The sequence below is a fragment of the Mumia sp. zg.B21 genome (assembly GCF_019550855.1).
Lineage (GTDB): Bacteria > Actinomycetota > Actinomycetes > Propionibacteriales > Nocardioidaceae > Mumia.
Map to the genome: position 1 here is coordinate 665,923 of NZ_JAHWCJ010000004.1, position 20,870 is coordinate 686,792.

The following is a 20,870-nucleotide window of genomic DNA, read 5'->3' on the forward strand; positions in this document are numbered from 1 at the left end:
GCACCGACAGACTTGTCGTTCAATACTTCCTCGACCTGGGCCGGACCGGCCACGCTAAGGAAGAAGACTGCCTGTCGCCAGGCGTAGGCCGCGTCTTTCACCGTTGCGAGCGGGCGTCGCTGCCGTGAGGCCAGATCCAGGAGCGTGGCACTCTTCCCGATCGCTTCGCGAGCGAGCTCGCTCCAGGTCCGAGACGGCTCGATGCCGAGTGAGACCAGGGCTGCAAGATTGTGGGTCGTCAGGATCTGCGACTGCTCGATGATCGTCCCGTTGGCGGCAACAGACCAGCCACCGTCCGGTGTCGCGTCCCGCTCGAGCCCAGCAGAGATCGCCGAAGGTCGACCCGTGCTCGGTCGGTCGAACTCGCCGCCACGTCCAGCCGGAAGTTGGCTTCTGCTTTGGCGGCTCGGCAAGCCCGAGGATCTGATCGGTGTCGATTCCGTAGTAGTTGGCGTAAAGGGTTCCGCCGACGACTCGCGCCGCGACCTGTGCAGCTCGGCGGAACTTGTCCGAGAACCGACCCATGAAGATGTCGGCAGCCAACTCCTCGACGAGCGGAACGTTGTAGCCCGCCGCAGTGAGGAGGTGCTGGAGTTCCCGCACAAGCGGATTCGGCGTGATTGTCGCTGGGAAGTGATCAAGGGCGAGAGACCCAACGCGTTGCGCCACGGCCATGGCTTCGTCGGACGTGGCCTCGCTGTGTCGCGCGGTAGCGCGCACCCAGGGAAGTTCGGTCAGCTGGACCTGCTTCTCAAGATTCAACAGCAGCAGTGAACGGCGCCGACGGAAAGCGCGGTAGTTCGCGGCGGCCAGTGTGGCAAGCGCTCGGTCCGGGAAGCCGGCGGCGACCACCGTCGCGCTGATCCGGGGTACGAGTGCGGCGAGAACTTCAGCTGACGGCACAACGCCTTCATCTAGGAGCTCCTCGATGGGCGCGGAATGCGCACGGTTCAGCAGCCGCGGAACGATCGGGGGCATCGCCAGCCCCTGAAGGATTCCTGACGCGCCCTCCTCTTGCGGCGTCACCTCTCCACCGAGGAGTCGCGGGTGCTCGATGCCCTCGGCAAGGTCAAGTGAGCTGAGGCGTTCCGCGGCGACGGCCGCGAGCTGGCAATGTGCGGGCGCGCTTGCGACACCTCGCTGGTAGTCCCGCAGTACAGCGTGCTCCGCGGACCCGGGCGCTCCACGCTTCAGCACAGAACGTTCGATCACGGTTCGGACAAGCCCGCGCTCGCGAGCATCCAACTCCTCGCCCTCGGCTGTGGCGCGCAGGGCGCGTAGCAGGATCGCCAGGTTCTCCTTCGGCTTCCGATGCTTCGTGCAGCTGGTGTGGTTCGCCGCTAGGCGGTCGTACTCATCAACGAGAGCGGATGCCTTGGCGCGCCACGCGGGATCGCCGTCGAACGAGACATGACCGTCTCGGTACTTCTCTAGCCACAGGGAGAGCACGCGGTCGCCGAAGGGGTTCCAAACCGCCAAGGCCTCGCGCTGCGCCTCGACCCGGGGGTTCGGCTTCCGTGCGCGAAGGGCGTCGGCAGCCTCGCCTGCGGTGATTCGGTAGACGAAGTCAGGTGGCGACGTCGGAGCATTGGCAGTCTTGGGCGCCAATCGGAACTTCTCGGTGAAGGGCGAAACCGCGTCCAGGATGTCGAGGGCGGCCTCGCGATCGCCCGACCGAACAAGCCAGGCGATGGTGAGCAGCGCGGCGTCCTCAGGGATCTCCACTCGGTAGGCGCCAGAGTCCAGCAGGCCATACAACTCCTGAAGGCCGGCGTCGGTTAGGAAGTATCCGAAGAGCAGGCGGCGCGTCGCTGGGATCCCGATCCGGCGCGCCAGGGCGACTTCGTCGGCCTGCAACGGCTGCTCTGCGGAAGCACTTCCCGTTGCGAATCCGCCTCTCAGAACCTCCAGCGTCACCCAGGATGGAAGCCCGCGAACCGGAAGCCGCGACCCAACGGCCACCCGGCCGTCGGCCATTCCCTCGATCGCTTGGACCCACCGCTGGGCACGACGGTCTGCACGGCGACGGACCTCAGGGTCTTCGTGGGTCGTCGCCGTGAGAAACGCAGCCCCCAGTTGCCCGAGTGCGTAGCCGTTCGTCATGGTCCGCCTGTTCAGGTTGGTATCGCCGACGTGGCAGGTTCCGCCCCTGCGCCCTCCGGGTCCAGAGCCCGGTGTTCTACTACTGAACTACACGCCGCGTGCAGCACCCTAGTGAGATAACGCAGCCACCGCTCCGGATTTGCTGGGCGGGCGGCCATCTGCCGGGTGGGTGCCAGTTAGCCCACACGCCGCGGGCTTCGCCGACGTGGCAGGTTCTGCCCCTGCGCCCTCCGGGTGACAGCCCGGTGCTCTAACTGCTGAGCTACACGTCGATGGACCGCACACTACTCAGCGAGTGACCCGAATCTGGTGTGATTCCGAGCGAGGCTCGGCCACTCGTGACTACTTCTCGGCCTTGAGGGACAAGAGCGGACGAACGGCGTCCGTCGCGAAATCCCGGAGACCACCATGCCTGCCACCATCACACGCCGCCTCGTAAGCCTCAATGACGCCGCCGACGCCCTCGCCGTGTCGACGCGGACCGTCCGCCGCTACATCGCTGACGGCCAACTCGAAGCGGTCCGCCTTGGCCGCAAGACCCTGCGGATCAAGGCCGACTCCGTCGAGCGGTTCATCGATGCCAAGCCGGTTGGCAACTGGCGCTAAGCCGTCGAGGTCTTGCGAGCACTGATACACACAGGTGACGTACGACAAGATGTGCGCATGGGTGAATCGGCGGGAACGGCGCAGGATGACTTCCGCGCCCGACTGCTGGACGCCTTCCCGACAGTTGCGTACGCGGCTGCGTCGCCGGCCATCGACCTCGTGCCACTCGCCGGCTTCCCACAGGTCGGCCTCCTGCAGGAGAGCAACAACCGTCAGTGGCCGAGCATCAACTTCCAAGGCGAGACGCTGGCGATCCCGGATCGGATCTACAACGGATTCCCGAGCCGCGAAGTCGAGAGGCTCTCGCCAGAAAGCCGCGCTGCCGCTGGCTGCATCTATACCCGCCACCACGACGGTCAGATCCGTCAGCGTGCCCTTGGGTTGGTGCTGAGCAACGATGCTGCCTGGTCGGCGCCCTTCATTGTGGCGCTGCTCGGCGAGTACGTCGTCGAGATCTGCTCCGACATAGAGCGATTTCTTCGCGACCGACTCGACGGGTTTCCCGAGACCGCACGAGGTCTTGGGCAGTTCGTGGATGCGAACCCGACCTTCATGGAGCTGACCCGCGCGCGAGCGGTGAGCTACTGGGCCGAGTACTACCGGCTCGACTTTCTGCGGATGGAGACCTACCCGGCGCTGCGTGCCTTGGACGTCATCGAGGGAGCCCTTCGGTGACCTGGGAGGAGATCGTCGGGGTCTCGGCGTCGCTGCTTGCGGGCGACTGGGACTGGCCGGTCCACGGCGTTCGGCACCCGCCCGAGAATGGCACGAGCGGTTGGTACGTCTGGACGGGGGAGTTCTCCGACGCCGACGACTTCTTCAAGCCGTTGCACGCAGCCCATTTGATCGAACGGTGCCCAGAGATCACGACGTACCTGGACTTCCGGCCGGCTCGCGCTTCCTCATCGCACCGGGCTACGAAGACATCTGGACCGACGAGTCGCTGCTCGATGTCTGAACCAAGAAGGCAGGACGTAAGCCGTCAAATGTGGCTGTTTCTTGTTCCCCGTATGTTCCCTGAATTGGAAAGAGACCCCCGAAGGGGCCTCTGACCTGCGGTTACTCTGGTGGGCGATACTGGGTTTGAACCAGTGACCTCTTCCGTGTCAGGGAAGCGCGCTACCGCTGCGCCAATCGCCCGTGGTCCTTGCGGACCAGGGATGGAGCCTTGCGGCCCCATCGAGGTGGAGACGGGATTTGAACCCGTGTAAACGGATTTGCAGTCCGTTGCCTCGCCTCTCGGCCACTCCACCGGACATCTACGATGTCTGAGAAGGGGCCCTGGGACCCACTCCGAGCGGACGACGGGATTCGAACCCGCGACCCTCACCTTGGCAAGGTGATGCTCTACCACTGAGCCACGTCCGCGTGCTTCCGGGCTTCCCCGGTGCGAGAGAAACATTAGCGGATGGGTTCAGGTGGTCCAAACGGGGGGTCGCCTGCGCACGTTAACGTGGCGCCATGCGCGCCTGGATCAACGGAAGAACGCTGGAATCCCCGCACGAACCCGCTCTCGGGGTCCTCGACCACGGCCTCGTCGTCGGCGACGGCGTCTTCGAGACGATCAAGGTCGTCGACGGTGTCCCGTTCGCTCTCACCCGTCACCTCGAGCGGTTGGCCCGCTCGGCCGGTGGTCTCGGCATCGGAGAGCCGGACCTCGACCTCGTACGCCGTGGAGTGGAGGCAACAGTCGAGGGGCAGACGATCCCGTTCGGTCGGATCCGGATCACCGTCACCTCCGGGCCTGGTCCGCTCGGCTCGCCGCGCGGGGACCAGGGGCAGACGCTCGTGGTCGTGACCGAGCCGTCCACGCCACCTCCGGCGACGACCGCGATCGCGACCGTGCCCTGGGCGCGCAACGAGCGTGGCGCCTTGAGCGGCCTCAAGACCACCTCGTACGCCGAGAACGCGCTGATGGTCGAGCACGCGCTCCGTCACGGCGCGTCGGAAGCCGTCATGGCCAACACCGCCGGCCTGCTCTGCGAGGGCACCGGGTCCTGCATCTTCTACGTCCTCGACGGCCAGCTCGTGACGCCCACCCTCGAGTCGGGGTGCCTGGCAGGCGTCACGCGGGCACTGGTCCTCGAGTGGTGCCGGGACGAGATCGACGTCGTCGAGCGCGACGAGCCGATCGCGGTGCTGCAGCGTGCCGACGAGGTCTTCCTCGCCGGCACGACGCGCGACGTCCAGGGCATCCACCGGGTCGACGACCGCGAGCTGCCCGCCCCGGGACCGGTTACTGCGCTGGCAGCGAAGATCTTTGCGCGACGCTCGGCGGAGACGGTCGACCCGTGACCGGATCCTCGACGATCGTGCGCCGGCGCGACAGCGCGTAGACGCACAGGCCGCCGACGTACGCGCCCAGGGTGCCGAGCGTCAGGTCGCCGAGCGTGTCGGTGTAGGCAGTCACCAGCTCGGAGGAGTGGCGGACGAACGCGACGTACTCCCCGGCCTCCCAGGCGACGGCCGTCACAGGCCCGAAGGCGAGCGCCCTCTCGGTCACGGCACTCAGAGCCGCGTCACGGGGGAGCGTGAGGACGACGAAGCCGGCGGTCAGCAGACCCCAGTTCATGAAGTGCATCCAGTCGTCGAACCACCAGACGGTGTCGAAGAGGTCGAGGCGGTTGCCGAGGGTGTCGGTGAGCCAGGGGAGGGTGATCAGCAGGTCGCCCAGCCACGGGTACGCCGTGCCGCGAGGCCGCCACAGCCACCACCACAGCAGCGGCACGATCGCCGCGCCGAGGGGGTACGCGACCGCTCGGAACCCCATCGCCTTGCCGCGAAGGTTCCCGAGATCGGGGTACGCGACGGCGACGAGGAGGAGGACGACGAGCAACGCTTTGGCGCCAATGTCAAGGACGGCGAGGGTACGGCGCGACGAGCCAGACCCGGATTTCGGAGAGGTCATGCGCGTACGCTAGTCTCTGTGTCGTCCCGCTCCGGTGGGACATCTGAGCGGGCGATTGGCGCAGTGGTAGCGCGCTTCGTTCACACCGAAGAGGTCACTGGTTCGAACCCAGTATCGCCCACCAGCAGCACCGCAGGTCAGAGGTCGGTTCCCGAAGCGGAGCCGGCCTCGTGCCGTTCCAGGGGCCGACCCGATCGGTCGAACGCTGATGAAGGGACTCGATGTGGACGTCTTCATCATCGGGGTGACCGGGGGAGTCGGACGGTTGCTGACCCAGGAGCTCCGTGGTCGGGGCGCCTCGGTGCGCGGGCTCGTACGCCGACCTGGACAACGGGCCGATCTCGCGGCGTCGGGTGTCGACGCCGTCGTCGGTGACCTGACGACGTTGTCCCAGGAAGACCTGGCGCCTGCGTTCGGCTCTGTCGACGCGGTCGTCTTCGCGACGGGCTCGAACGGCGGTTCTCGAGCGGTCACCGATGCGCTCGACGCCGACGGGCTCCGAAAGACCGTGGGCGCCATGCGCCTGGCGGGCATCGACCGTCTGCTGCACGTGTCCGTGATGCCCGAGGCATGGCGAGAGCGCGGTCTCGATGCTGAGACCGAGCACTACTTCGCCGTGAAGAAGGAAGCCGACATCTTCCTCAGCCACAGCGATCTGGACTGGGTGATCCTTCGGCCCTCGATGCTGCACGACCGCGATGGTCTCGGTCGTGTGTCACTCGGCCCGGCCGAGAGGCACGAGGAGATCGCTCGCGCCGACGTCGCGAGCGTCCTGGCTGGACTTCTGTACGAACACCGCATCGGCCGACAGGTCCTCGAGCTCAACCAGGGGACCACGCCGGTCGCTGCCGCCATAGCTGCGAACGTCCGCTAGCGGGCTGCCCGTCAATCGAAGACCGGGAACCGGACGGTCGCGCTTCCCGGCCACGCCGGTGCGGGCTGTCGACCGGTGCCGATGAGCGTGACGTCCAGGTCCGTCCACGACGACGGGAGGGGCTCGTCGACGAGGGCCTCGACCGTCGCTCGCGCGAGCGCGAGGGCGCCGGGCGGTGGCGGCTCGTCGGACAGCAGGTCGAGGTGGTGCACCACGACCTCGACGGCCCAGACAGCCAGGTAGTCGCCAGGAGCGAAAATGTGCCCCTGCCGCGCACGCGGGCTCTCGCCGAGTGCGAGGACCCCGCGGCGCAGCGCTGCGGCGACGTCGCGGAGCTGGGCTGTCGCCGAGGCCGGTCGCGCGTACGCCATCGAGCGGCGGCGCTGCGACATCAGCTCCGGGACAGGGTCGTCGGTCGCGTACTCGACGACGAACGCCGACCAGTAGCTGGCCGCATCCACTGTGGGCTCTGAGTCGACCGAGGACACCAGGCCCCCGAGCATCGACTGCCACCCGCCGATGACGTGGACCACGACGTCGAGGCGACTCCAGCCGTGGCAGCGAGAGGCGCCGAGCAGCTCGTACTCGCTCAGAGCGTCGACGGCACGCACGAACGCGTCGATCGTGTCCAGGCACGCAGCGCGGCCGTCGTCGAGCGGGACGGTGAGCGTCATGCAGGAAATGTAGCCGTCGACAAGGTCTTGACCTCGGCACTTGTTTTTTGCAAGTGTGACAGAACCGCAAGACGCACGACCTACCCATGAGGGAGACCCCACGATGACCGCGATGTTCGTCAACCTGCCGGTGACCGACCTGGAGCGCGCGAAGGCGTTCTACACAGCGCTCGGGTTCACCATCAACCCAGCCTTCTCCGATCACAACGCTGCCTGCGTCGTGGTCGAGGAGGACCACAGCTACGTCATGATCCTGGTGCGCGACTACTTCCAGACCTTCACCGATCTCCCGCTCGGTGACCCGGCCGCGAGCCCAGCCTCGTCCACCGCGATCTTCGTCGACACGCGGGAGGAGGTCGACGCGGCCGTCGCCAACGGCATCGGTGCCGGCGGCTCCGAGCCTCGTCCCCCTGCGGACTACGGCTTCATGTACCAGCGTGGGCTCGCCGACCCCGACGGCAACATCATCGAGTTCGGCTACATGGACAAAGCCGCCGCCGAGCAAGGTCCCGAGGCCTTCATGGAGCAGCAGGCCTGAGGTCGATGGCGCCACGCGACTACGGGCAGTGGTGCGGCATCACGCGAGCCCTGGAGCTGGTGGGTGAGCGCTGGGCCCTCCTCATCGTCCGCGACCTGCTCGTCGGGCCGCGCCGCTACGGAGAGCTTGCGGCGGGGCTTCCGCGGATCCCGAGCAACGTCCTGGCGGCACGACTCAAAGAGCTCCAGACGGCCGGCATCCTGCGTCGGGTGCCGCGCTCGCGGGTCATCGTCTACGAGCTGACGCCGTTCGGACGAGAGCTCGAGCCCGTCGTGCTGGCCCTCGGTGCGTGGGGCTTCAAGGCGATGGACGATCCACGAGAGGAGCAGGTCGTCACGCCCGACTCGTTGACCATGACCCTGCGGACCGCCTTCCGGCCGCAGGTGGCCCTGGAGCTGCCGGCGACCGCCTACGCGGCACGCCTCGGTCCCGCCGAGCTGCTCGTGCGGGTGGACGGCTCCACGCTCCAGGTCACACGTGGAGACGGGCCGGTCGACCTGGCGTTCGCGGCGGGACCCGGCCTCCGTCGGCTCATCTCCGGCGAGCTCGCTCCCGATCGCGCGCTCGCCACGGGTGAGATCGAGGTCCTTCGTGGTCGCGGCGATCTCCTCGCCCGCTTCGCGAGCACGTTCCACCTCGCCGCGTGACCCACGGCCTCACACCGTCCGCGGGTCGAACCCGAACGGCAGCTCGAGCCGGTGAGCGCGCATGAAGTCCTCGTCGGAGAGCAGCTTGCGGGTGTCGCTGTCGGCGGCCACGACCCCGTCGGCGAGCACCACCGACCGGGGGCAGAGCTCGAGCGCGTACGGGAGGTCGTGGGTGACCATCAGCACCGTGACCGACAGCGAGCGCACGATGTCGGCAAGCTCGCGGCGCGCCATCGGGTCGAGGTTCGACGACGGCTCGTCGAGCACGAGGATCTGCGGCTCCATCGCCAGCACGGTGGCCACCGCCACGCGCCGTCGCTGGCCGAAGGAGAGGTGGTGGGGCGGGTGGTCGGCGTAGTCGGCCATGCCGACCTGGTCGAGCGCGTGCATCACCCGCTGCTCGAGCGCGTCGCCGCGCAGGCCGAGGTTTGCCGGGCCGAACGCGACGTCGGCGCGGACCGTCGCGGAGAACAGCTGGTCGTCGGGGTCCTGGAACACGATGCCGACCCGGCGCCGGATCTCCCGGAAGTTCTTCTTCACCACAGGCAGCCCCGAGACCGCCACCGTCCCGGCACCGGGCAGCAGGATCCCGTTGAGGTGGAGCACGAGCGTGGTCTTGCCCGCACCGTTGGGTCCGAGGAGGGCGACGCGCTCACCGGCGTGGATGTGCAGGTCGACGCCGTACAGGACCTGGCTGCCGTCCGGATAGGCGTACGCCAGCCCGCGGACGTCGATGACGGGGACGCTCACGATCGACCGCCCGACGGGTCGTGACCCCGCGACATCATCGCCAGGTGCACCCGCTCGCCACGCTCGTAGGACCGGATGAACAGTGCTGAGGCTGTACGGCCGAGGACGCCCCACTGGCGGATCGAGGAGCCGCGGAAGCCGCGAGACTCGCGGGCGATGCGCATGCGGTGCATCTCGTCGGCGACGACGTCGACGTAACGGATCATGAACGCCATGATCTGGACCATCTCATGGGGGAGCCTCAACCGGCCGAGGCCGGCCAGCAGCTCGTGCGGCTCGGTGGTGGCGGCCAGCGTCAGGCTCGCCGCGACGCCGATCGTGGCCTTGATGAGCAGTGCCGCGGCTGCCTCGAGACCGGGCTCGCTGACCGTGAGGCCGAGGAACGTCGTCGTGGGCCCGGTGGCGATGAACGGCAGCAGGACGGCGAAGACGACGAACGGGACCTCGACGAGCATCCGCGGCAGCAGGAAGCCGAGCGGCACCCGCGCCACGACGATCAGGGCGACGAGCACAGCCGCGTAGGCGGCGAACGCTGGGTACGCCGTCCGAGGTGTGGCGACGACGACGAGCATGAACCCGAGCAGTGCGAGCAGCTTGAGGTGTGCGGGCGCACGGTGCACCGGCGTACGTCCCGGGACGTGCGTCCTGCGCCGGTGCGCTGATCCCATCGCGAGGTGCTCAGACGGTGTGACGCCCGCGGCGGCGCACGACGAGTGCGACACCTCCGGCGATCACGAGGACCAGGACCGTACCGGTGACGCCGGCGACCGCGCCGGAGAGCCGAGGGTTGTCGATGCCCTTGGTCGAGTAGTCCGACATCGGGCTGTCGGCCGAGGAGCGATGTTCCTCCGCGGTGCCGAGGAACCCCTTGTCACCGGCGACGAACTCCAACCCATCGGGGTGGCTCGAGGCGTAGTAGCTGACGAACCCCGCCAGCACGAGCGCGACGAGGACGCCGACGAGGACGAGGGCTCGGGTCGACACCCGCGTCCGGCGCGCGCTCACGCTGCCGCCCTCTTGGAGGGGCGGAGCTCCAAGGTCCGCGTCGTCAGTGCCGACCGTGCCCCGTAGACGAGGTCCGGACGCACGGCGAGCACGGCGCTGACCACGAGTCCGGTGATCACGGCCTCGCCGAGCCCGATGACGGTGTGCCAGCCGACCATCGCGGTGGCGAGAGACCCCAGCGGGATCGGCGCCTCGCCACCGACGGCGTACAGGCCGGTGAAGGCGAGCGCGGCAGCCGGCACGGACACCAGGGCAGCGAGCGCCGCGGCGGGCGTGACAGACGCCAGCCGGTCCGGCAGCACGACCTTGATCAGACGGAGGACCAGCCAGCCCACCCCGACGCCGACGAGCCCCATGAGCGTGATGTTGGTGCCGAGCGCCGTGATGCCACCGTCGGCGAAGAGGAGGCACTGGACCAGGAGAACGGTGCCGATGCACAGCACCGCCGTCCACGGTCCGACCAGGACCGCGGCGAGCACGCCTCCGAGGAGGTGCCCGCTCGTGCCGGCCCCGACGGGGAAGTTGATCATCTGGGTGGCGAAGACGAAGGCGGCCACCAGTCCGGCCATCGGGGCGGTCCGGTCGTCCAGCTCACGTCGCGCGCCGCGGAGGGCGAGCGCGAGGCCGGCGACGGCGGCGGCGCCGGTCGCGACCGAGGTGGATGCGTCGAGGAAGCCGTCGGGTACGTGCACCTGACGACTGTAAGTCGAAGGCGAGGGGTCGGCCATGGGGTCTCATGGCCGACCGCTCGGCCCTAGAGGTCGACGCGCTCGTTGTCTGCGCCGTCGTAGGCGTTGCCGGTGATCTTTGCCTTGGCCAGGCTGATCAGAGACGCGACGCGCCCGCCGGGCGTGTCCCAGTACTCGCCGCCCTGGAGGTCGACCCGGATCAGGACGACGTTGGGGTCGTCGGGTCCCTCGGGCATCCATGCCTCCGCGAACGTGTTCCAGAGCTCCTCCAGCTTCACCGGGTCGTCGACGACGGTCGCCGTCCCGTTCAACGACACCCAGGTGCTCGGCGAGGAGAACGTGATGCCCACGTGCGGACGGGCGGTGATGTGGGCGACCTGCCGAGAGTCCCGTGCGGTGATGAACCACATGTCGGCGCTCGGCTCGACCTGCTGGCGGGCCATCGGCCGGCTTGTGATCGTCCCGTCGATGTCCACGGTCGTGAACATCGCGATCCTGAGATCGTCCAGCAGCTCGAGGAGCGTGCTCTGCTCGTCGGTCATGACTCTCCCTCCGTGGCGTGCCGACGGGGTACCCAGCCGGGGCGTCGCCATGCCGCGCGCCTTTCGCGCGCCAGAACAGACCACGACCAAAGGGGTGCGCGGCCACGGCGGCCTTGCAGATAGCATCGAGGCGTCTGTCCGCACCACCTGAGGAGCACCCGTGTCCGAGCTCGTAGTCCTCGTCGTCGGCCCTGACTCCAAGGCCGAGCGCACGGTGACGTCCGGCACGAAGGCGTGGGGGCTGTTCGCCGAGAACCCCGACGTCGTCGCGGCCCGGGTCAACGGTGACCTCAAGGACCTGGCGTACGAGCTGGTGGGCGGCGACGCCGTCGAGCCGGTCGCGATCACCAGCAAGGACGGCCGCGACATCCTGCGGCACTCCACCGCCCACGTGATGGCGCAGGCGGTCCAGCAGCTGTTCCCGGAGGCCAAGCTGGGCATCGGGCCCCCGGTGGAGAACGGCTTCTACTACGACTTCGACGTCGAGACCCCCTTCGTGCCCGAGGACCTGGCCAAGATCGAGTCCCGGATGCGCAAGATCATCAAGGAGAACCAGCGTTTCTCTCGCCGCGCGATCGACGACGCGGAGGCGCGGGTCGAGCTCGCCGACGAGCCCTACAAGCTCGAGCTGATCGGGCTCAAGAGCACTGCGGGCAGCGACGACCTGGACCACGCCGCCGAGGGCGCGAGCGTCGAGGTCGGCTCCGGTGGCCTCACGATGTACGACAACCTCGACCGTCGTGGCGAGCGGGTGTGGACCGACCTGTGCCGCGGACCCCACCTGCCCACCACCAAGCGCATCCCCGCCTTCACGCTCATGCGGAGCGCGGCGGCGTACTGGCGAGGCGACGAGAAGAACAAGCAGCTCCAGCGCATCTACGGCACCGCCTGGGAGTCGAAGGAGGCGCTGGAGGCCTACCTGCACCGGATCGAGGAGGCCGAGCGCCGCGACCACCGCAAGCTCGGCCGCGAGCTCGACCTCTTCAGCTTCCCTGACGAGATCGGCTCCGGGCTCCCCGTCTTCCACCCCAAGGGCGGGGTGATCAAGCGGGAGATGGAGGACTACGTCCGTCGCCGGCACATCGAGGAGGGGTTCCAGTACGTCGGCACCCCGCACATCGCCAAGGAGGAGCTGTTCTACACCTCCGGGCACCTCCCGTACTACGGAGAGGGGATGTTCCCGCCCCTCGACGTCGACGGCATGGACTACCGCCTCAAGGCGATGAACTGCCCGATGCACAACCTGATCTACCGGTCCCGGCAGCGGTCCTACCGCGAGCTGCCGCTGCGGCTGTTCGAGTTCGGCAGCGTCTACCGGCACGAGAAGTCGGGCGTCGTGCACGGCCTGACTCGCGTGCGCGGATTCGCGCAGGACGACTCGCACTCCTACTGCACTCCCGAGCAGGCCCCCGACGAGGTCGAGCACCTGCTGGGCTTCATGCTCAGCGTGCTGCGCGACTTCGGTCTCGACGACTTCTACCTCGAGCTGTCCACCCGCGACGCGGCCAAGGACAAGTTCATCGGGTCGGAGGAGGACTGGACGACCGCGACCAAGGTCCTCGCCGACGTCGCCCTCCGCACCGGGCTCGAGCTCGTGCCCGACCCGGGTGGAGCTGCCTACTACGGTCCCAAGATCTCCGTCCAGGCGCGCGACGCCATTGGCCGGACCTGGCAGATGGGCACCGTCCAGTACGACTTCAACCAGCCCTCCGCCGACCGGTTCAACCTGGAGTACGTCGCCGCCGACGGCTCACGGCAGCAGCCGGTGATGATCCACTCGGCCAAGTTCGGCTCGATCGAGCGGTTCCTCGGGGTGCTCGTCGAGCACTACGCCGGCGCCTTTCCTCCCTGGCTCGCACCCGTCCAGGCCGTCGCGATCCCAGTCGCCGAGCGGCACGTCGACTACCTGCGCGAGGTAGCGGCGACGCTGCAGGCGCAGGGCATCCGGGTCGAGGTGGACGAGGCCGACGACCGCATGCAGAAGAAGATCCGCAACGCGCAGACGCAGAAGATCCCCTTCATGCTGATCGCGGGTGACGACGACGTCGAGGCCGGCGCGGTGTCGTTCCGCTACCGCAACGGCAGCCAGGACAACGGCGTCGCCCTCGACGATGCGGTCGCCCGCATCGCGCAGGCCATCGCCGACCGGGCCCAGGTATGACGTCTGGACACGACGCCGGCGACTCCGGCCCGTGGGGACGCCCCGAGACCGGATTCGAGGACTTCGACCGGCTCTGGACCCCGCACCGGATGGCCTACATCACCGATACCGGCCCACGCGAGGGGGGCTGCCCGTTCTGCGTGATGCAGCAGCGGCCCGACGAGGAGACGTTGATCGTCGCTCGCGGTGACCACGTCTACACGGTGCTCAACCTGCACCCGTACAACCCGGGTCACCTGATGGTCGTGCCCAACCGCCACGTGGGAGAGCTCGAGGAGCTGACCGACGACGAGGCGTGGGAGCTCACGGCAACCACGCAGCAGGCGTTGCGGGTGCTCAAGCACGTCAGCGCGCCGGCCGCGTTCAACGTCGGCCTCAACCTCGGGGCGGTGGCGGGCGGGTCGTTGTCGCAGCACCTCCACCAGCACGTCGTCCCGCGCTGGATGGGCGACTCCAACTACATCACCGTCACGGGGCACACCAAGGTGATGCCGCAGCTGCTGTCGCAGACGCGTGACCTGCTCGCGAAAGCGTGGAACGCCTGATGCTCGAGAGGTTCCGCGCGACCTGGGCTCGAATCATGTCGCCGATCGCCGATCTGCTGCTCCGACTCGGTGTCAGCCCCGACGCGGTCACGTTCGTCGGGACGCTGGGGGTCACCTCCGCCGCCCTCTGGTTCTTCCCGCGGGGACAGTTCTTCCTCGGTGCCGCCGTGATCACCCTCTTCGTGTTCTCGGACATGATCGACGGCCTCATGGCCCGCAAGTCGGGACGGTCGAGCGCCTGGGGTGCCTTCCTCGACTCCACCCTCGACCGGATCGGCGACGCGGCGGTCTTCGGCGGGCTCGTCCTCTGGTACGCGGGCACGGGGGACGACCTCGTGCTCACGTCCGTCGCACTGTGGTGCCTGGTCGGCGGGCAGCTGACCTCGTACGCCCGTGCCCGGGCGGAGTCGCTCGGCATGGAGGCCAAGGGCGGCATCGCCGAGCGCTCGGACCGGCTCGTCGCGATCCTCATGATGACCGGCCTGTCGGGCATCTTCGACCTGCCGATCCTCCGCACGATCGTGCTCTGGACGCTGGCGGTCGCGAGCACGATCACGGTCGTGCAGCGCATCCTGATGGTGCGGAAGCAGTCGTTGGCGGACGTATGAGTTCCCCCAGCGGTCGCGTCCTGGACGTGGCGCGTACGCACGCGGAGGCTGCGGCGTACACGATCGGCTGGGACCTCGCGGTCCGGCTGCCGCAGCCCCTCGTCGACCGGGCCATGCGGACGACCGCCGACCGTCTGTACGCGCGCGGCGGGAGCAGCATCGACCGCTTGCGCTCGAACCTGTCGCGGGCGGTGCCGGACGCGACGGCCGGAGAGCTCGACGAGCTCGGGCGAGACGCCATGCGCTCCTACCTGCGCTACTGGGGGGAGGTGTTCCGTCTCCCGCGCTTCACCGCCGACACCGTCGACGACTGGATCACGGTCGACCATCCCGAGCGCGTGTTCGCGTTGAAGGCGCAGGGGCGGGGGATGATCGCCGCACTGCCGCACATGGGCAACTGGGACCTCATGGGCGCCTGGGCGCTGAGCCACGGCCTCCCGTTGATGACGGTGATGGAGCGTCTCAGGCCCGAGCGCCTGTACGACGAGTTCGTCGCGTTCCGCGAGGGACTCGGCATGACGGTGCTCCCGCTGACCGGTGGAGAGCCGACGATGCCGCGGCTCGCCGCGCACCTGCGGGCGGGGGGCTTCGTGTGTCTGCTCGCCGACCGCGACATGTCCCGCAGCGGACTTGTCGTCGACCTCTTGGGCGAGAAGGCGCGGATGCCCGTCGGACCGGCGCTCCTCGCGCAGCAGACCGGGGCGGCGCTCTTCGCGGCGACCTCGCGGTACGAGCAGGACCGGCTGCGCATGACCGTGCACGAGGTCGTGCCGACCCGGGAAGGCCCGGACGGACTGGTGGCGATGGCGCAGGACCTCGCCGACGTCTTCAGCGCAGAGATCCGCCGCAGCCCCGCCGACTGGCACATGCTCCAGCGCGTCTTCGAGGTCGACCGGCTTCCGGACGGAGCCGTGCGATGAGGATCGGGATGGTCTGCCCGTACTCGTTCGACGTCCCCGGCGGCGTCCAGAACCACGTCCTGGACCTCTCCCGGACGCTCGGAGGGCTGGGCGTGGAGGTGTCGGTGCTCGCGCCGGCCGCCGACGACGACGACCTGCCCGACTACGTGACACCGGCCGGCCGCGCCGTGCCCGTCCGCTACAACGGTGCCGTCGCGCGCGTGTCCTTCGGGCCGATGGCGATGGCCCGCACCCGACGCTGGCTGCGCGACGGCCGCTTCGACGTGCTGCACGTCCACGACCCGGCCACGCCGAGCGTCTCGCTGGTGGCGCTGAGCCTGTCTTCCGGGGTCTCGATCGCGACGATCCACACCTCCATCGGCCGCTCGCGCGCTCTCGCGGCGACGGAGTCGCTGCTGCGCCCGGCGATGGAGAAGCTCAGCGCGCGGATCACGGTCTCGCGGGAGGCGCACCGCGTGGTTGAGCAGTACCAGGGCGGCGACTCGGTGATCATCCCGAACGGCCTCTACGTCGACGACTTCGACGCCGTACCGCGGAGCGCGGGGACCACCGGCCGCACGGAGCTGCTGTTCCTGGGGCGATTCGAGGAGGCACGCAAGGGTCTTCCCGTCCTGCTGGGCGCCCTGCCGCCGGTGGTCGACCGGTTCCCTGACCTCCGTCTCGTCGTCGCCGGGGCGGGGGACCCCAAGGTCGGGTCGGCGATGGTCCCCGAAGGGCTGCGCCACCACGTCGAGGTCGTCGGGCGGGTCTCGGACGCCGAGCGCGCCCAGCTGCTCGCCCGGGCCGACGTCTACGTCGCGCCGAACACCGGTGGTGAGAGCTTCGGCATCGTCCTGATCGAGGCGATGGCGGCAGGCGCACCAGTGGTGGCCAGCGACATCCGCGCGTTCGCGGACGTGCTCGAGAACGGCCGCCTCGGTGCCCTCTTCGCCAACGAGGACCCCGGGGCTTTGGCCAAGACCCTCGTCTCGACGCTCGAGGACCAGGCTCGTCAGGCACGTGCGGACCTGGCGCGACGCGAGGTCCGGCGGTACGACTGGAGTGTGGTCGCGCCGCAGGTGGTCCGTGTGTACGAGACAGTCCTCGGAGGAGGCAGCGTCGGATGAGCACGCTCGAGTGGATCCTCGTCGTCGGTGCCGTGGTCGCGGCGATCACGGTCGCGCTGTCGACGACGGCCGGCCGGCTCGACCGGCTGCACATCCGTCTGGCGACCGCCCAGGCCTCGTTGGACCGTCAGCTCCTCGACCGGTCGACGTGCCTGCGCAACGTCGCCGTGGGCGGAGTCCTGGACCCTGCCAGCGCCCTGGTCGCGGTCGAAGCCGCCGATGCCTCGCGCGCGGCGATCGGCAAGAGCGACCAGGCCGAGCGGGAGACGGCGCTGAGCGAGGTCATGCGCACCGTCTTCGGTGACGCCGAGGACGTCGACGCGCTGTGGGCGGCCGCCGACGAGCCGCAGGCCGAGCTGCTGGCCGACCTCGGCGACGCGTGCGAACGCGTCCAGCTGGCGCACCGTTTCCACGACGACCTCGTCGCCCGCACCCAGCGGATGCGGCGCAAGCGGATCGTACGGTGGGCGAGGCTCGCCGGCTACGCGCCGTGGCCGAATCGGATGGACTTCGACGACACGCCGCCGCCGCACCTCGTCGCGCACGAGCGCCCCGTGGCCTCCTCCGAGATGGGGCAGCAGCAGGGCTGATCGGCTCACCTCGTGGCGGGACCGCTCCGGCGTCGGTGCACGGTCGTACGATGAGGCCAATGTCCGAGCGGGCGCACCGCGTCCCAGGCCCCGAGGTGAACGATGCCCGAGAACCCGACTGCCCCGACACCGGCCGTGTCCCGGGAGGGCACGGGCACCGCACGCGTGAAGCGCGGCATGGCGGAGATGCTCAAGGGCGGCGTCATCATGGACGTCGTCAACGCCGAGCAGGCCAAGATCGCCGAGGATGCCGGTGCCGTCGCGGTCATGGCCCTCGAGCGCGTGCCCGCCGACATCCGCTCCCAGGGCGGCGTGGCCCGCATGAGCGACCCCGACCTGATCGACGGCATCATCGAGGCCGTCTCCATCCCGGTGATGGCCAAGGCGCGCATCGGCCACTTCGTCGAGGCGCAGGTGCTGCAGTCCCTCGGCGTCGACTACATCGACGAGTCCGAGGTCCTCACACCCGCCGACTACGCCCACCACATCGACAAGTGGGCCTTCACGGTGCCGTTCGTGTGCGGCGCGACCAACCTGGGCGAGGCGCTTCGTCGCATCACCGAGGGTGCGGCGATGATCCGGTCCAAGGGCGAGGCCGGCACGGGCGACGTCTCCAACGCGACGACCCACATGCGGGCGATGCGTGATGAGATCCGCCGTCTCCAGACGCTTCCGGCCGACGAGCTCTACGTGGCGGCCAAGGAGCTTCAGGCGCCATACGAGCTGGTCCGCGAGGTCGCCGAGAAGGGCGCGCTGCCCGTAGTGCTCTTCACCGCGGGAGGCATCGCGACGCCCGCGGACGCCGCCATGATGATGCAGCTCGGTGCCGAGGGCGTGTTCGTCGGCTCGGGCATCTTCAAGTCGGGCAACCCGGCCGAGCGCGCGTCCGCGGTCGTGAAGGCCACCACCTTCTACGACGACCCCGACGTCATCGCCAAGGTCTCGCGCGGGCTCGGCGAGGCGATGGTCGGCATCAACGTCGCCGACCTCCCCGAGCCGCACCGGCTGGCCGAGCGGGGCTGGTGAACGGTGCCTTTCTTCTCAGCACCGCGCCTGACCGACGCCGACGCGCTGCGGAGCTACGCCCGGGTCCTCGTACGCGCCGGCCTCACCGAGCGCGCTGCCTGCGTCACCGAGGTCGAGATCGCGGCACGCGAGGATGCCGGGCTGGTTGACACGAAGGCCCGGACCGAGGCCCAGCGACTCGTCGACGACGAGCGCGCGGCGCTCGCGGAGGAGCAGTCGGGCTGGCCGGCGCGCACCGACTACGACGCGCTGCAGGAGGCCTTCCAGGCACTGGAGGCCGCTGGCTTCGTCGTGCTCCAGGGCGTCGACGACCACTGGGCGGCGGCCGGCGTCGTGCGCGAGGCGGCCGGGGGAGCCACGGGGAGCGCGCTCCGAGGCATCGTGTGGTTCACGCCGTCCGATGTCTGGCACGCCGTCGATCACGGGATGCTCGAGGTCAACGTGTGGCACCCCGACTCCGCCAACATCGCCGACGGCGACCCCTTGTGCTCCGCGGTCGTCGCGACGCTGGACGCTGCCGGTCTCGCGGCGCACTTCGACGAAGGACGGATCGAGGTCCGGGCGTTCTGGCACCGTCGCCTCACCGACGCGTGAGTGCGCCCCGGGTCGGTGTCCTCGCCCTTCAGGGCGACGTCCGGGAGCATCTCCGGATGCTCGCGGCGAGCGGCGCGGAGGCGACCACCGTGCGACGGCCGAGCGAGCTCGACGCGGTCGACGCCCTTGTCGTGCCGGGCGGGGAGTCGACCACCATCGACAAGCTGTCGCGGGCCTTCGAGCTCCGCGACCCGATCCGTGAGCGCATCGGGTCGGGCATGCCGGTGCTGGGGACCTGTGCCGGGATGATCCTGCTCGCCGACCGCGTCGAGGGCGGCACCGACGACCAGCAGACCTTCGGCGGGATGGACGTGACCGTGCGGAGGAACGCGTTCGGCCGGCAGGTCGACTCCTTCGAGACCGATCTCCGGGTCCAGGGCCTCGACGACCCGCTGCACGCGGTGTTCATCCGCGGTCCCTGGGTCGAGAGCCACGGTCCCGGCGTCGAGGTCCTCGCGGCGGTCGACCGCGGCGACCAGGGGCGCCGCCCGGTCGTGGTGCGGCAGGGGGCGTTGCTCGCCGCGTCCTTCCACCCCGAGCTCGGGGCGGACCACCGCCTCCACCAGATGTTCGTCCGGTCGGTGCACGCGAACGGCGACGTGGCCAGCCGCTAGGATCGAGGGCGGTCGCGAGCCGCGGCCGTACGCCGTCGTAACAGCGAGAGCAGGTGAGTGCCGTGTCTGGCCACTCCAAGTGGGCGACCACCAAGCACAAGAAGGCGGTCATCGACGCCAAGCGCGGCAAGATGTTCGCCAAGCTGATCAAGAACATCGAGGTTGCCGCACGCACCGGCGGGCCTGACCCCGCGGGCAACCCGACGCTCTACGACGCGATCCAGAAGGCCAAGAAGTCGTCGGTCCCCAACGACAACATCGACCGCGCCGTGAAGCGCGGCGGCGGTCTCGACGGCGCGGGCGTCGACTACACGACGATCATGTACGAGGGCTACGCCCCCGGCGGTGTCGCGTTGCTCGTCGAGTGCCTCACCGACAACAAGAACCGTGCGGCCATGGAGGTCCGGACGGCGATGACCCGCAACGGCGGCAACATGGCAGACCCCGGCTCGGTGTCCTACATGTTCTCCCGCAAGGGCGTCGTCATCGTCCCGGCCGAGCAGGACGGCAAGACGCTCGCGGAGGACGACGTCCTCGAGGTGGTGCTCGACGCGGGCGCCGAGGACGTCAACGACCACGACGGCTCGTTCGAGGTGATCAGCGAGGCCGGCGACGTGGTCGCGGTGCGCACGGCTCTCCAGGACGCCGGGATCGACTACGACTCCGCCGAGTCGTCGTTCGTGCCGTCCATGACCGTCGAGGTCGACGCCGACGTGGCCGGCAAGGTCCTCCGGCTCATCGACGCCCTCGAGGACTGCGACGACGTCCAGAACGTGTTCGCCAACTTCGACGCCTCCGACGAGGTCATGGCGCAGGTCGGCTGACACGCCGCTCCACCTTCTGCCCGGCTCGGGGCGGAGGGATTCTCCCGTGCCGGGCGGAAGGCTCGCGGCGAACCCGCCTGCCCGAGCTGCCGACGTGCCAGGATGGGCCATGGACATCCTGAGGCCCGGCGGGATCATGTGGCGGATCGCACGACGTCGGCGAGGCACTCTCCCCGACCCGCTCCCGTGGATGCCGGAGCTGGCGGGCGAGGGAGTCGCTCCGACGGACGAGGTGGGCCGGCGCCCCCTCGCCGTCACCCGCGGTGGGGTGGTCGTGCACGTCGAGCCCGCCCCGGGACGCGCGACGTCGAAGGCCCGGATCAGAGAGGTCGGCGACGCGGTGTATGCGCTTCCCCTGACGGTGAGCACCGGCGACGACGCCTCGCAGGCTCCGTACGCGCCGTCGCCGGGGGACGGCGCCGGGGAGGGGTGGCAAGAAACTCGAATGGGGGAGCGCTTCGGGCCCTAGCGCCCGCTCCGCCAGGGTCAGCGCGTGCTGGCGATCTGCGCCCGTGCTCGATCCGTCCTAGGGTCGGGGCACCACCC

25 protein-coding genes and 6 tRNA genes are annotated in these 20,870 nt (G+C 69.3%); 18 read left to right on the forward strand and 13 right to left on the reverse strand.

Features of this window, described 5'->3' with window-relative positions; genetic code table 11:
• Window positions 1-54: 54 nt before the first annotated feature.
• From KV100_RS18380 to KV100_RS18390, 3 genes are all read right to left on the reverse strand, one after another.
• On the reverse strand, window positions 55-2,103 hold the full coding sequence (locus KV100_RS18380) for a hypothetical protein (RefSeq protein WP_220344557.1): 2,049 nt from the start codon (window positions 2,101-2,103) through the stop codon (window positions 55-57).
• 25 nt (window positions 2,104-2,128) lie between these two features.
• Window positions 2,129-2,200: transfer RNA gene (locus tag KV100_RS18385), tRNA-Gln, on the reverse strand.
• Between the two features lie 103 nt (window positions 2,201-2,303).
• A tRNA-OTHER gene (locus KV100_RS18390) sits at window positions 2,304-2,375 on the reverse strand.
• 136 nt (window positions 2,376-2,511) lie between these two features.
• Between KV100_RS18390 and KV100_RS18395 the strand changes: the two genes are divergently transcribed.
• The gene (locus KV100_RS18395) at window positions 2,512-2,709 is read left to right on the forward strand and encodes a helix-turn-helix domain-containing protein (RefSeq protein ID WP_220344558.1); all 198 of its coding nucleotides are present in this window, start codon (window positions 2,512-2,514) and stop codon (window positions 2,707-2,709) included.
• Window positions 2,710-2,766: 57 nt separating this feature from the next.
• Window positions 2,767-3,384 carry a hypothetical protein gene (locus KV100_RS18400; protein WP_220344559.1) on the forward strand — a complete coding sequence of 206 codons (618 nt, stop codon included), beginning with the start codon at window positions 2,767-2,769 and terminating at the stop codon, window positions 3,382-3,384.
• Window positions 3,385-3,774: 390 nt separating this feature from the next.
• On the opposite strand, the gene KV100_RS18405 is transcribed toward KV100_RS18400, so the two are convergent.
• From KV100_RS18405 to KV100_RS18415, 3 genes are all read right to left on the reverse strand, one after another.
• Window positions 3,775-3,849: transfer RNA gene (locus KV100_RS18405), tRNA-Val, on the reverse strand.
• A 42-nt stretch (window positions 3,850-3,891) separates the two neighbouring features.
• Window positions 3,892-3,962, reverse strand: a tRNA-Cys gene (locus tag KV100_RS18410).
• Between the two features lie 43 nt (window positions 3,963-4,005).
• Window positions 4,006-4,077: transfer RNA gene (locus tag KV100_RS18415), tRNA-Gly, on the reverse strand.
• Window positions 4,078-4,170: 93 nt separating this feature from the next.
• On the opposite strand from KV100_RS18415, the gene KV100_RS18420 reads away from it, so the two are divergent.
• The gene (locus KV100_RS18420) at window positions 4,171-5,004 is read left to right on the forward strand and encodes an aminotransferase class IV (protein WP_220344560.1); all 834 of its coding nucleotides are present in this window, start codon (window positions 4,171-4,173) and stop codon (window positions 5,002-5,004) included.
• On the opposite strand, the gene KV100_RS18425 is transcribed toward KV100_RS18420, so the two are convergent.
• Window positions 4,946-5,617 carry a hypothetical protein gene (locus KV100_RS18425; RefSeq protein WP_220344561.1) on the reverse strand — a complete coding sequence of 224 codons (672 nt, stop codon included), beginning with the start codon at window positions 5,615-5,617 and terminating at the stop codon, window positions 4,946-4,948. The two genes, KV100_RS18420 and KV100_RS18425, sit on opposite strands and share 59 nt — an antisense overlap.
• Window positions 5,618-5,666: 49 nt before the next feature.
• On the opposite strand from KV100_RS18425, the gene KV100_RS18430 reads away from it, so the two are divergent.
• A tRNA-Val gene (locus tag KV100_RS18430) sits at window positions 5,667-5,741 on the forward strand.
• Window positions 5,742-5,825: 84 nt separating this feature from the next.
• On the forward strand, window positions 5,826-6,491 hold the full coding sequence (locus KV100_RS18435) for an NAD(P)H-binding protein (protein ID WP_255566303.1): 666 nt from the start codon (window positions 5,826-5,828) through the stop codon (window positions 6,489-6,491).
• A gap of 11 nt (window positions 6,492-6,502) precedes the next feature.
• Here the strand turns inward: KV100_RS18435 and KV100_RS18440 are convergent, their stop codons facing one another.
• Window positions 6,503-7,165, reverse strand: coding sequence for a maleylpyruvate isomerase N-terminal domain-containing protein (locus KV100_RS18440; RefSeq protein WP_220344562.1), 663 nt, complete (start codon window positions 7,163-7,165; stop codon window positions 6,503-6,505).
• A 103-nt stretch (window positions 7,166-7,268) separates the two neighbouring features.
• On the opposite strand from KV100_RS18440, the gene KV100_RS18445 reads away from it, so the two are divergent.
• Together KV100_RS18445 and KV100_RS18450 are read left to right on the forward strand one after the other, a co-directional pair.
• Window positions 7,269-7,703 carry a VOC family protein gene (locus tag KV100_RS18445; RefSeq protein ID WP_220344563.1) on the forward strand — a complete coding sequence of 145 codons (435 nt, stop codon included), beginning with the start codon at window positions 7,269-7,271 and terminating at the stop codon, window positions 7,701-7,703.
• Window positions 7,704-7,708: 5 nt separating this feature from the next.
• A complete protein-coding gene (locus KV100_RS18450; protein WP_220344565.1) occupies window positions 7,709-8,350 on the forward strand; it encodes a helix-turn-helix domain-containing protein in 642 nt (213 codons plus the stop codon).
• A gap of 9 nt (window positions 8,351-8,359) precedes the next feature.
• Here KV100_RS18450 and KV100_RS18455 read toward each other — a convergent pair whose 3' ends face one another.
• The 5 genes from KV100_RS18455 to KV100_RS18475 form a co-directional block, all read right to left on the reverse strand.
• The gene (locus KV100_RS18455) at window positions 8,360-9,100 is read right to left on the reverse strand and encodes an energy-coupling factor ABC transporter ATP-binding protein (RefSeq protein WP_220344567.1); all 741 of its coding nucleotides are present in this window, start codon (window positions 9,098-9,100) and stop codon (window positions 8,360-8,362) included.
• Window positions 9,097-9,768 carry a cobalt ECF transporter T component CbiQ gene (gene cbiQ, locus KV100_RS18460; RefSeq protein ID WP_220344569.1) on the reverse strand — a complete coding sequence of 224 codons (672 nt, stop codon included), beginning with the start codon at window positions 9,766-9,768 and terminating at the stop codon, window positions 9,097-9,099. Before cbiQ ends, KV100_RS18455 begins: the two co-directional genes overlap by 4 nt.
• Before the next feature lie 10 nt (window positions 9,769-9,778).
• Window positions 9,779-10,105: a PDGLE domain-containing protein gene (locus KV100_RS18465; protein WP_220344570.1), complete on the reverse strand. Its 327-nt coding sequence runs from the start codon at window positions 10,103-10,105 to the stop codon at window positions 9,779-9,781.
• Entirely contained in the window at window positions 10,102-10,797 is a 696-nt protein-coding gene (locus KV100_RS18470; RefSeq protein WP_220344571.1) for an energy-coupling factor ABC transporter permease, read from the reverse strand. Before KV100_RS18470 ends, KV100_RS18465 begins: the two co-directional genes overlap by 4 nt.
• Before the next feature lie 62 nt (window positions 10,798-10,859).
• On the reverse strand, window positions 10,860-11,336 hold the full coding sequence (locus tag KV100_RS18475) for a pyridoxamine 5'-phosphate oxidase family protein (RefSeq protein WP_220344573.1): 477 nt from the start codon (window positions 11,334-11,336) through the stop codon (window positions 10,860-10,862).
• A 160-nt stretch (window positions 11,337-11,496) separates the two neighbouring features.
• Between KV100_RS18475 and thrS the strand changes: the two genes are divergently transcribed.
• From thrS to KV100_RS18530, 11 genes are all read left to right on the forward strand, one after another.
• Window positions 11,497-13,497, forward strand: coding sequence for a threonine--tRNA ligase (thrS, locus tag KV100_RS18480; RefSeq protein WP_220344574.1), 2,001 nt, complete (start codon window positions 11,497-11,499; stop codon window positions 13,495-13,497).
• On the forward strand, window positions 13,494-14,042 hold the full coding sequence (locus tag KV100_RS18485; RefSeq protein WP_220344576.1) for an HIT domain-containing protein: 549 nt from the start codon (window positions 13,494-13,496) through the stop codon (window positions 14,040-14,042). Before thrS ends, KV100_RS18485 begins: the two co-directional genes overlap by 4 nt.
• Window positions 14,042-14,650, forward strand: coding sequence for a phosphatidylinositol phosphate synthase (gene pgsA, locus KV100_RS18490; RefSeq protein ID WP_220344578.1), 609 nt, complete (start codon window positions 14,042-14,044; stop codon window positions 14,648-14,650). Before KV100_RS18485 ends, pgsA begins: the two co-directional genes overlap by 1 nt.
• On the forward strand, window positions 14,647-15,570 hold the full coding sequence (locus tag KV100_RS18495; RefSeq protein ID WP_220344580.1) for a phosphatidylinositol mannoside acyltransferase: 924 nt from the start codon (window positions 14,647-14,649) through the stop codon (window positions 15,568-15,570). The genes pgsA and KV100_RS18495 overlap by 4 nt, the downstream gene beginning before the upstream one ends.
• A complete protein-coding gene (locus tag KV100_RS18500) occupies window positions 15,567-16,676 on the forward strand; it encodes a glycosyltransferase family 4 protein (RefSeq protein WP_220344581.1) in 1,110 nt (369 codons plus the stop codon). Before KV100_RS18495 ends, KV100_RS18500 begins: the two co-directional genes overlap by 4 nt.
• Complete coding sequence (locus tag KV100_RS18505) at window positions 16,673-17,266, forward strand: hypothetical protein (protein ID WP_220344583.1); 594 nt, start codon at window positions 16,673-16,675, stop codon at window positions 17,264-17,266. The genes KV100_RS18500 and KV100_RS18505 overlap by 4 nt, the downstream gene beginning before the upstream one ends.
• Window positions 17,267-17,368: 102 nt before the next feature.
• A complete protein-coding gene (pdxS, locus tag KV100_RS18510; protein WP_220344584.1) occupies window positions 17,369-18,292 on the forward strand; it encodes a pyridoxal 5'-phosphate synthase lyase subunit PdxS in 924 nt (307 codons plus the stop codon).
• Window positions 18,293-18,295: 3 nt separating this feature from the next.
• Complete coding sequence (locus KV100_RS18515) at window positions 18,296-18,886, forward strand: hypothetical protein (RefSeq protein ID WP_220344586.1); 591 nt, start codon at window positions 18,296-18,298, stop codon at window positions 18,884-18,886.
• On the forward strand, window positions 18,883-19,500 hold the full coding sequence (gene pdxT / locus KV100_RS18520) for a pyridoxal 5'-phosphate synthase glutaminase subunit PdxT (RefSeq protein ID WP_220344588.1): 618 nt from the start codon (window positions 18,883-18,885) through the stop codon (window positions 19,498-19,500). Before KV100_RS18515 ends, pdxT begins: the two co-directional genes overlap by 4 nt.
• A 62-nt stretch (window positions 19,501-19,562) precedes the next feature.
• Window positions 19,563-20,324: a YebC/PmpR family DNA-binding transcriptional regulator gene (locus KV100_RS18525; protein WP_220344590.1), complete on the forward strand. Its 762-nt coding sequence runs from the start codon at window positions 19,563-19,565 to the stop codon at window positions 20,322-20,324.
• A 109-nt stretch (window positions 20,325-20,433) separates the two neighbouring features.
• The gene (locus KV100_RS18530) at window positions 20,434-20,793 is read left to right on the forward strand and encodes a hypothetical protein (protein WP_220344592.1); all 360 of its coding nucleotides are present in this window, start codon (window positions 20,434-20,436) and stop codon (window positions 20,791-20,793) included.
• Window positions 20,794-20,870: the final 77 nt, after the last annotated feature.

Excerpts from the sequence above, each read along its gene's own strand:
- cbiQ (WP_220344569.1), bottom strand. The coding sequence starts at position 9,768 with ATGGGATCAGCGCACCGGCGCAGGACGCACGTCCCGGGACGTACGCCG.
- KV100_RS18395 (WP_220344558.1), top strand. The coding sequence starts at position 2,512 with ATGCCTGCCACCATCACACGCCGCCTCGTAAGCCTCAATGACGCCGCC.
- KV100_RS18500 (WP_220344581.1), top strand. The coding sequence starts at position 15,567 with ATGAGGATCGGGATGGTCTGCCCGTACTCGTTCGACGTCCCCGGCGGC.
- KV100_RS18400 (WP_220344559.1), top strand. The coding sequence starts at position 2,767 with ATGGGTGAATCGGCGGGAACGGCGCAGGATGACTTCCGCGCCCGACTG.
- KV100_RS18445 (WP_220344563.1), top strand. The coding sequence starts at position 7,269 with ATGACCGCGATGTTCGTCAACCTGCCGGTGACCGACCTGGAGCGCGCG.
- KV100_RS18435 (WP_255566303.1), top strand. The coding sequence starts at position 5,826 with ATGAAGGGACTCGATGTGGACGTCTTCATCATCGGGGTGACCGGGGGA.
- KV100_RS18485 (WP_220344576.1), top strand. The coding sequence starts at position 13,494 with ATGACGTCTGGACACGACGCCGGCGACTCCGGCCCGTGGGGACGCCCC.
- KV100_RS18505 (WP_220344583.1), top strand. The coding sequence starts at position 16,673 with ATGAGCACGCTCGAGTGGATCCTCGTCGTCGGTGCCGTGGTCGCGGCG.
- KV100_RS18440 (WP_220344562.1), bottom strand. The coding sequence starts at position 7,165 with ATGACGCTCACCGTCCCGCTCGACGACGGCCGCGCTGCGTGCCTGGAC.
- KV100_RS18495 (WP_220344580.1), top strand. The coding sequence starts at position 14,647 with ATGAGTTCCCCCAGCGGTCGCGTCCTGGACGTGGCGCGTACGCACGCG.
- KV100_RS18425 (WP_220344561.1), bottom strand. The coding sequence starts at position 5,617 with ATGACCTCTCCGAAATCCGGGTCTGGCTCGTCGCGCCGTACCCTCGCC.
- KV100_RS18380 (WP_220344557.1), bottom strand. The coding sequence starts at position 2,103 with ATGACGAACGGCTACGCACTCGGGCAACTGGGGGCTGCGTTTCTCACG.
- KV100_RS18420 (WP_220344560.1), top strand. The coding sequence starts at position 4,171 with ATGCGCGCCTGGATCAACGGAAGAACGCTGGAATCCCCGCACGAACCC.
- pgsA (WP_220344578.1), top strand. The coding sequence starts at position 14,042 with ATGCTCGAGAGGTTCCGCGCGACCTGGGCTCGAATCATGTCGCCGATC.
- pdxS (WP_220344584.1), top strand. The coding sequence starts at position 17,369 with ATGCCCGAGAACCCGACTGCCCCGACACCGGCCGTGTCCCGGGAGGGC.
- KV100_RS18450 (WP_220344565.1), top strand. The coding sequence starts at position 7,709 with ATGGCGCCACGCGACTACGGGCAGTGGTGCGGCATCACGCGAGCCCTG.
- KV100_RS18530 (WP_220344592.1), top strand. The coding sequence starts at position 20,434 with ATGGACATCCTGAGGCCCGGCGGGATCATGTGGCGGATCGCACGACGT.
- KV100_RS18475 (WP_220344573.1), bottom strand. The coding sequence starts at position 11,336 with ATGACCGACGAGCAGAGCACGCTCCTCGAGCTGCTGGACGATCTCAGG.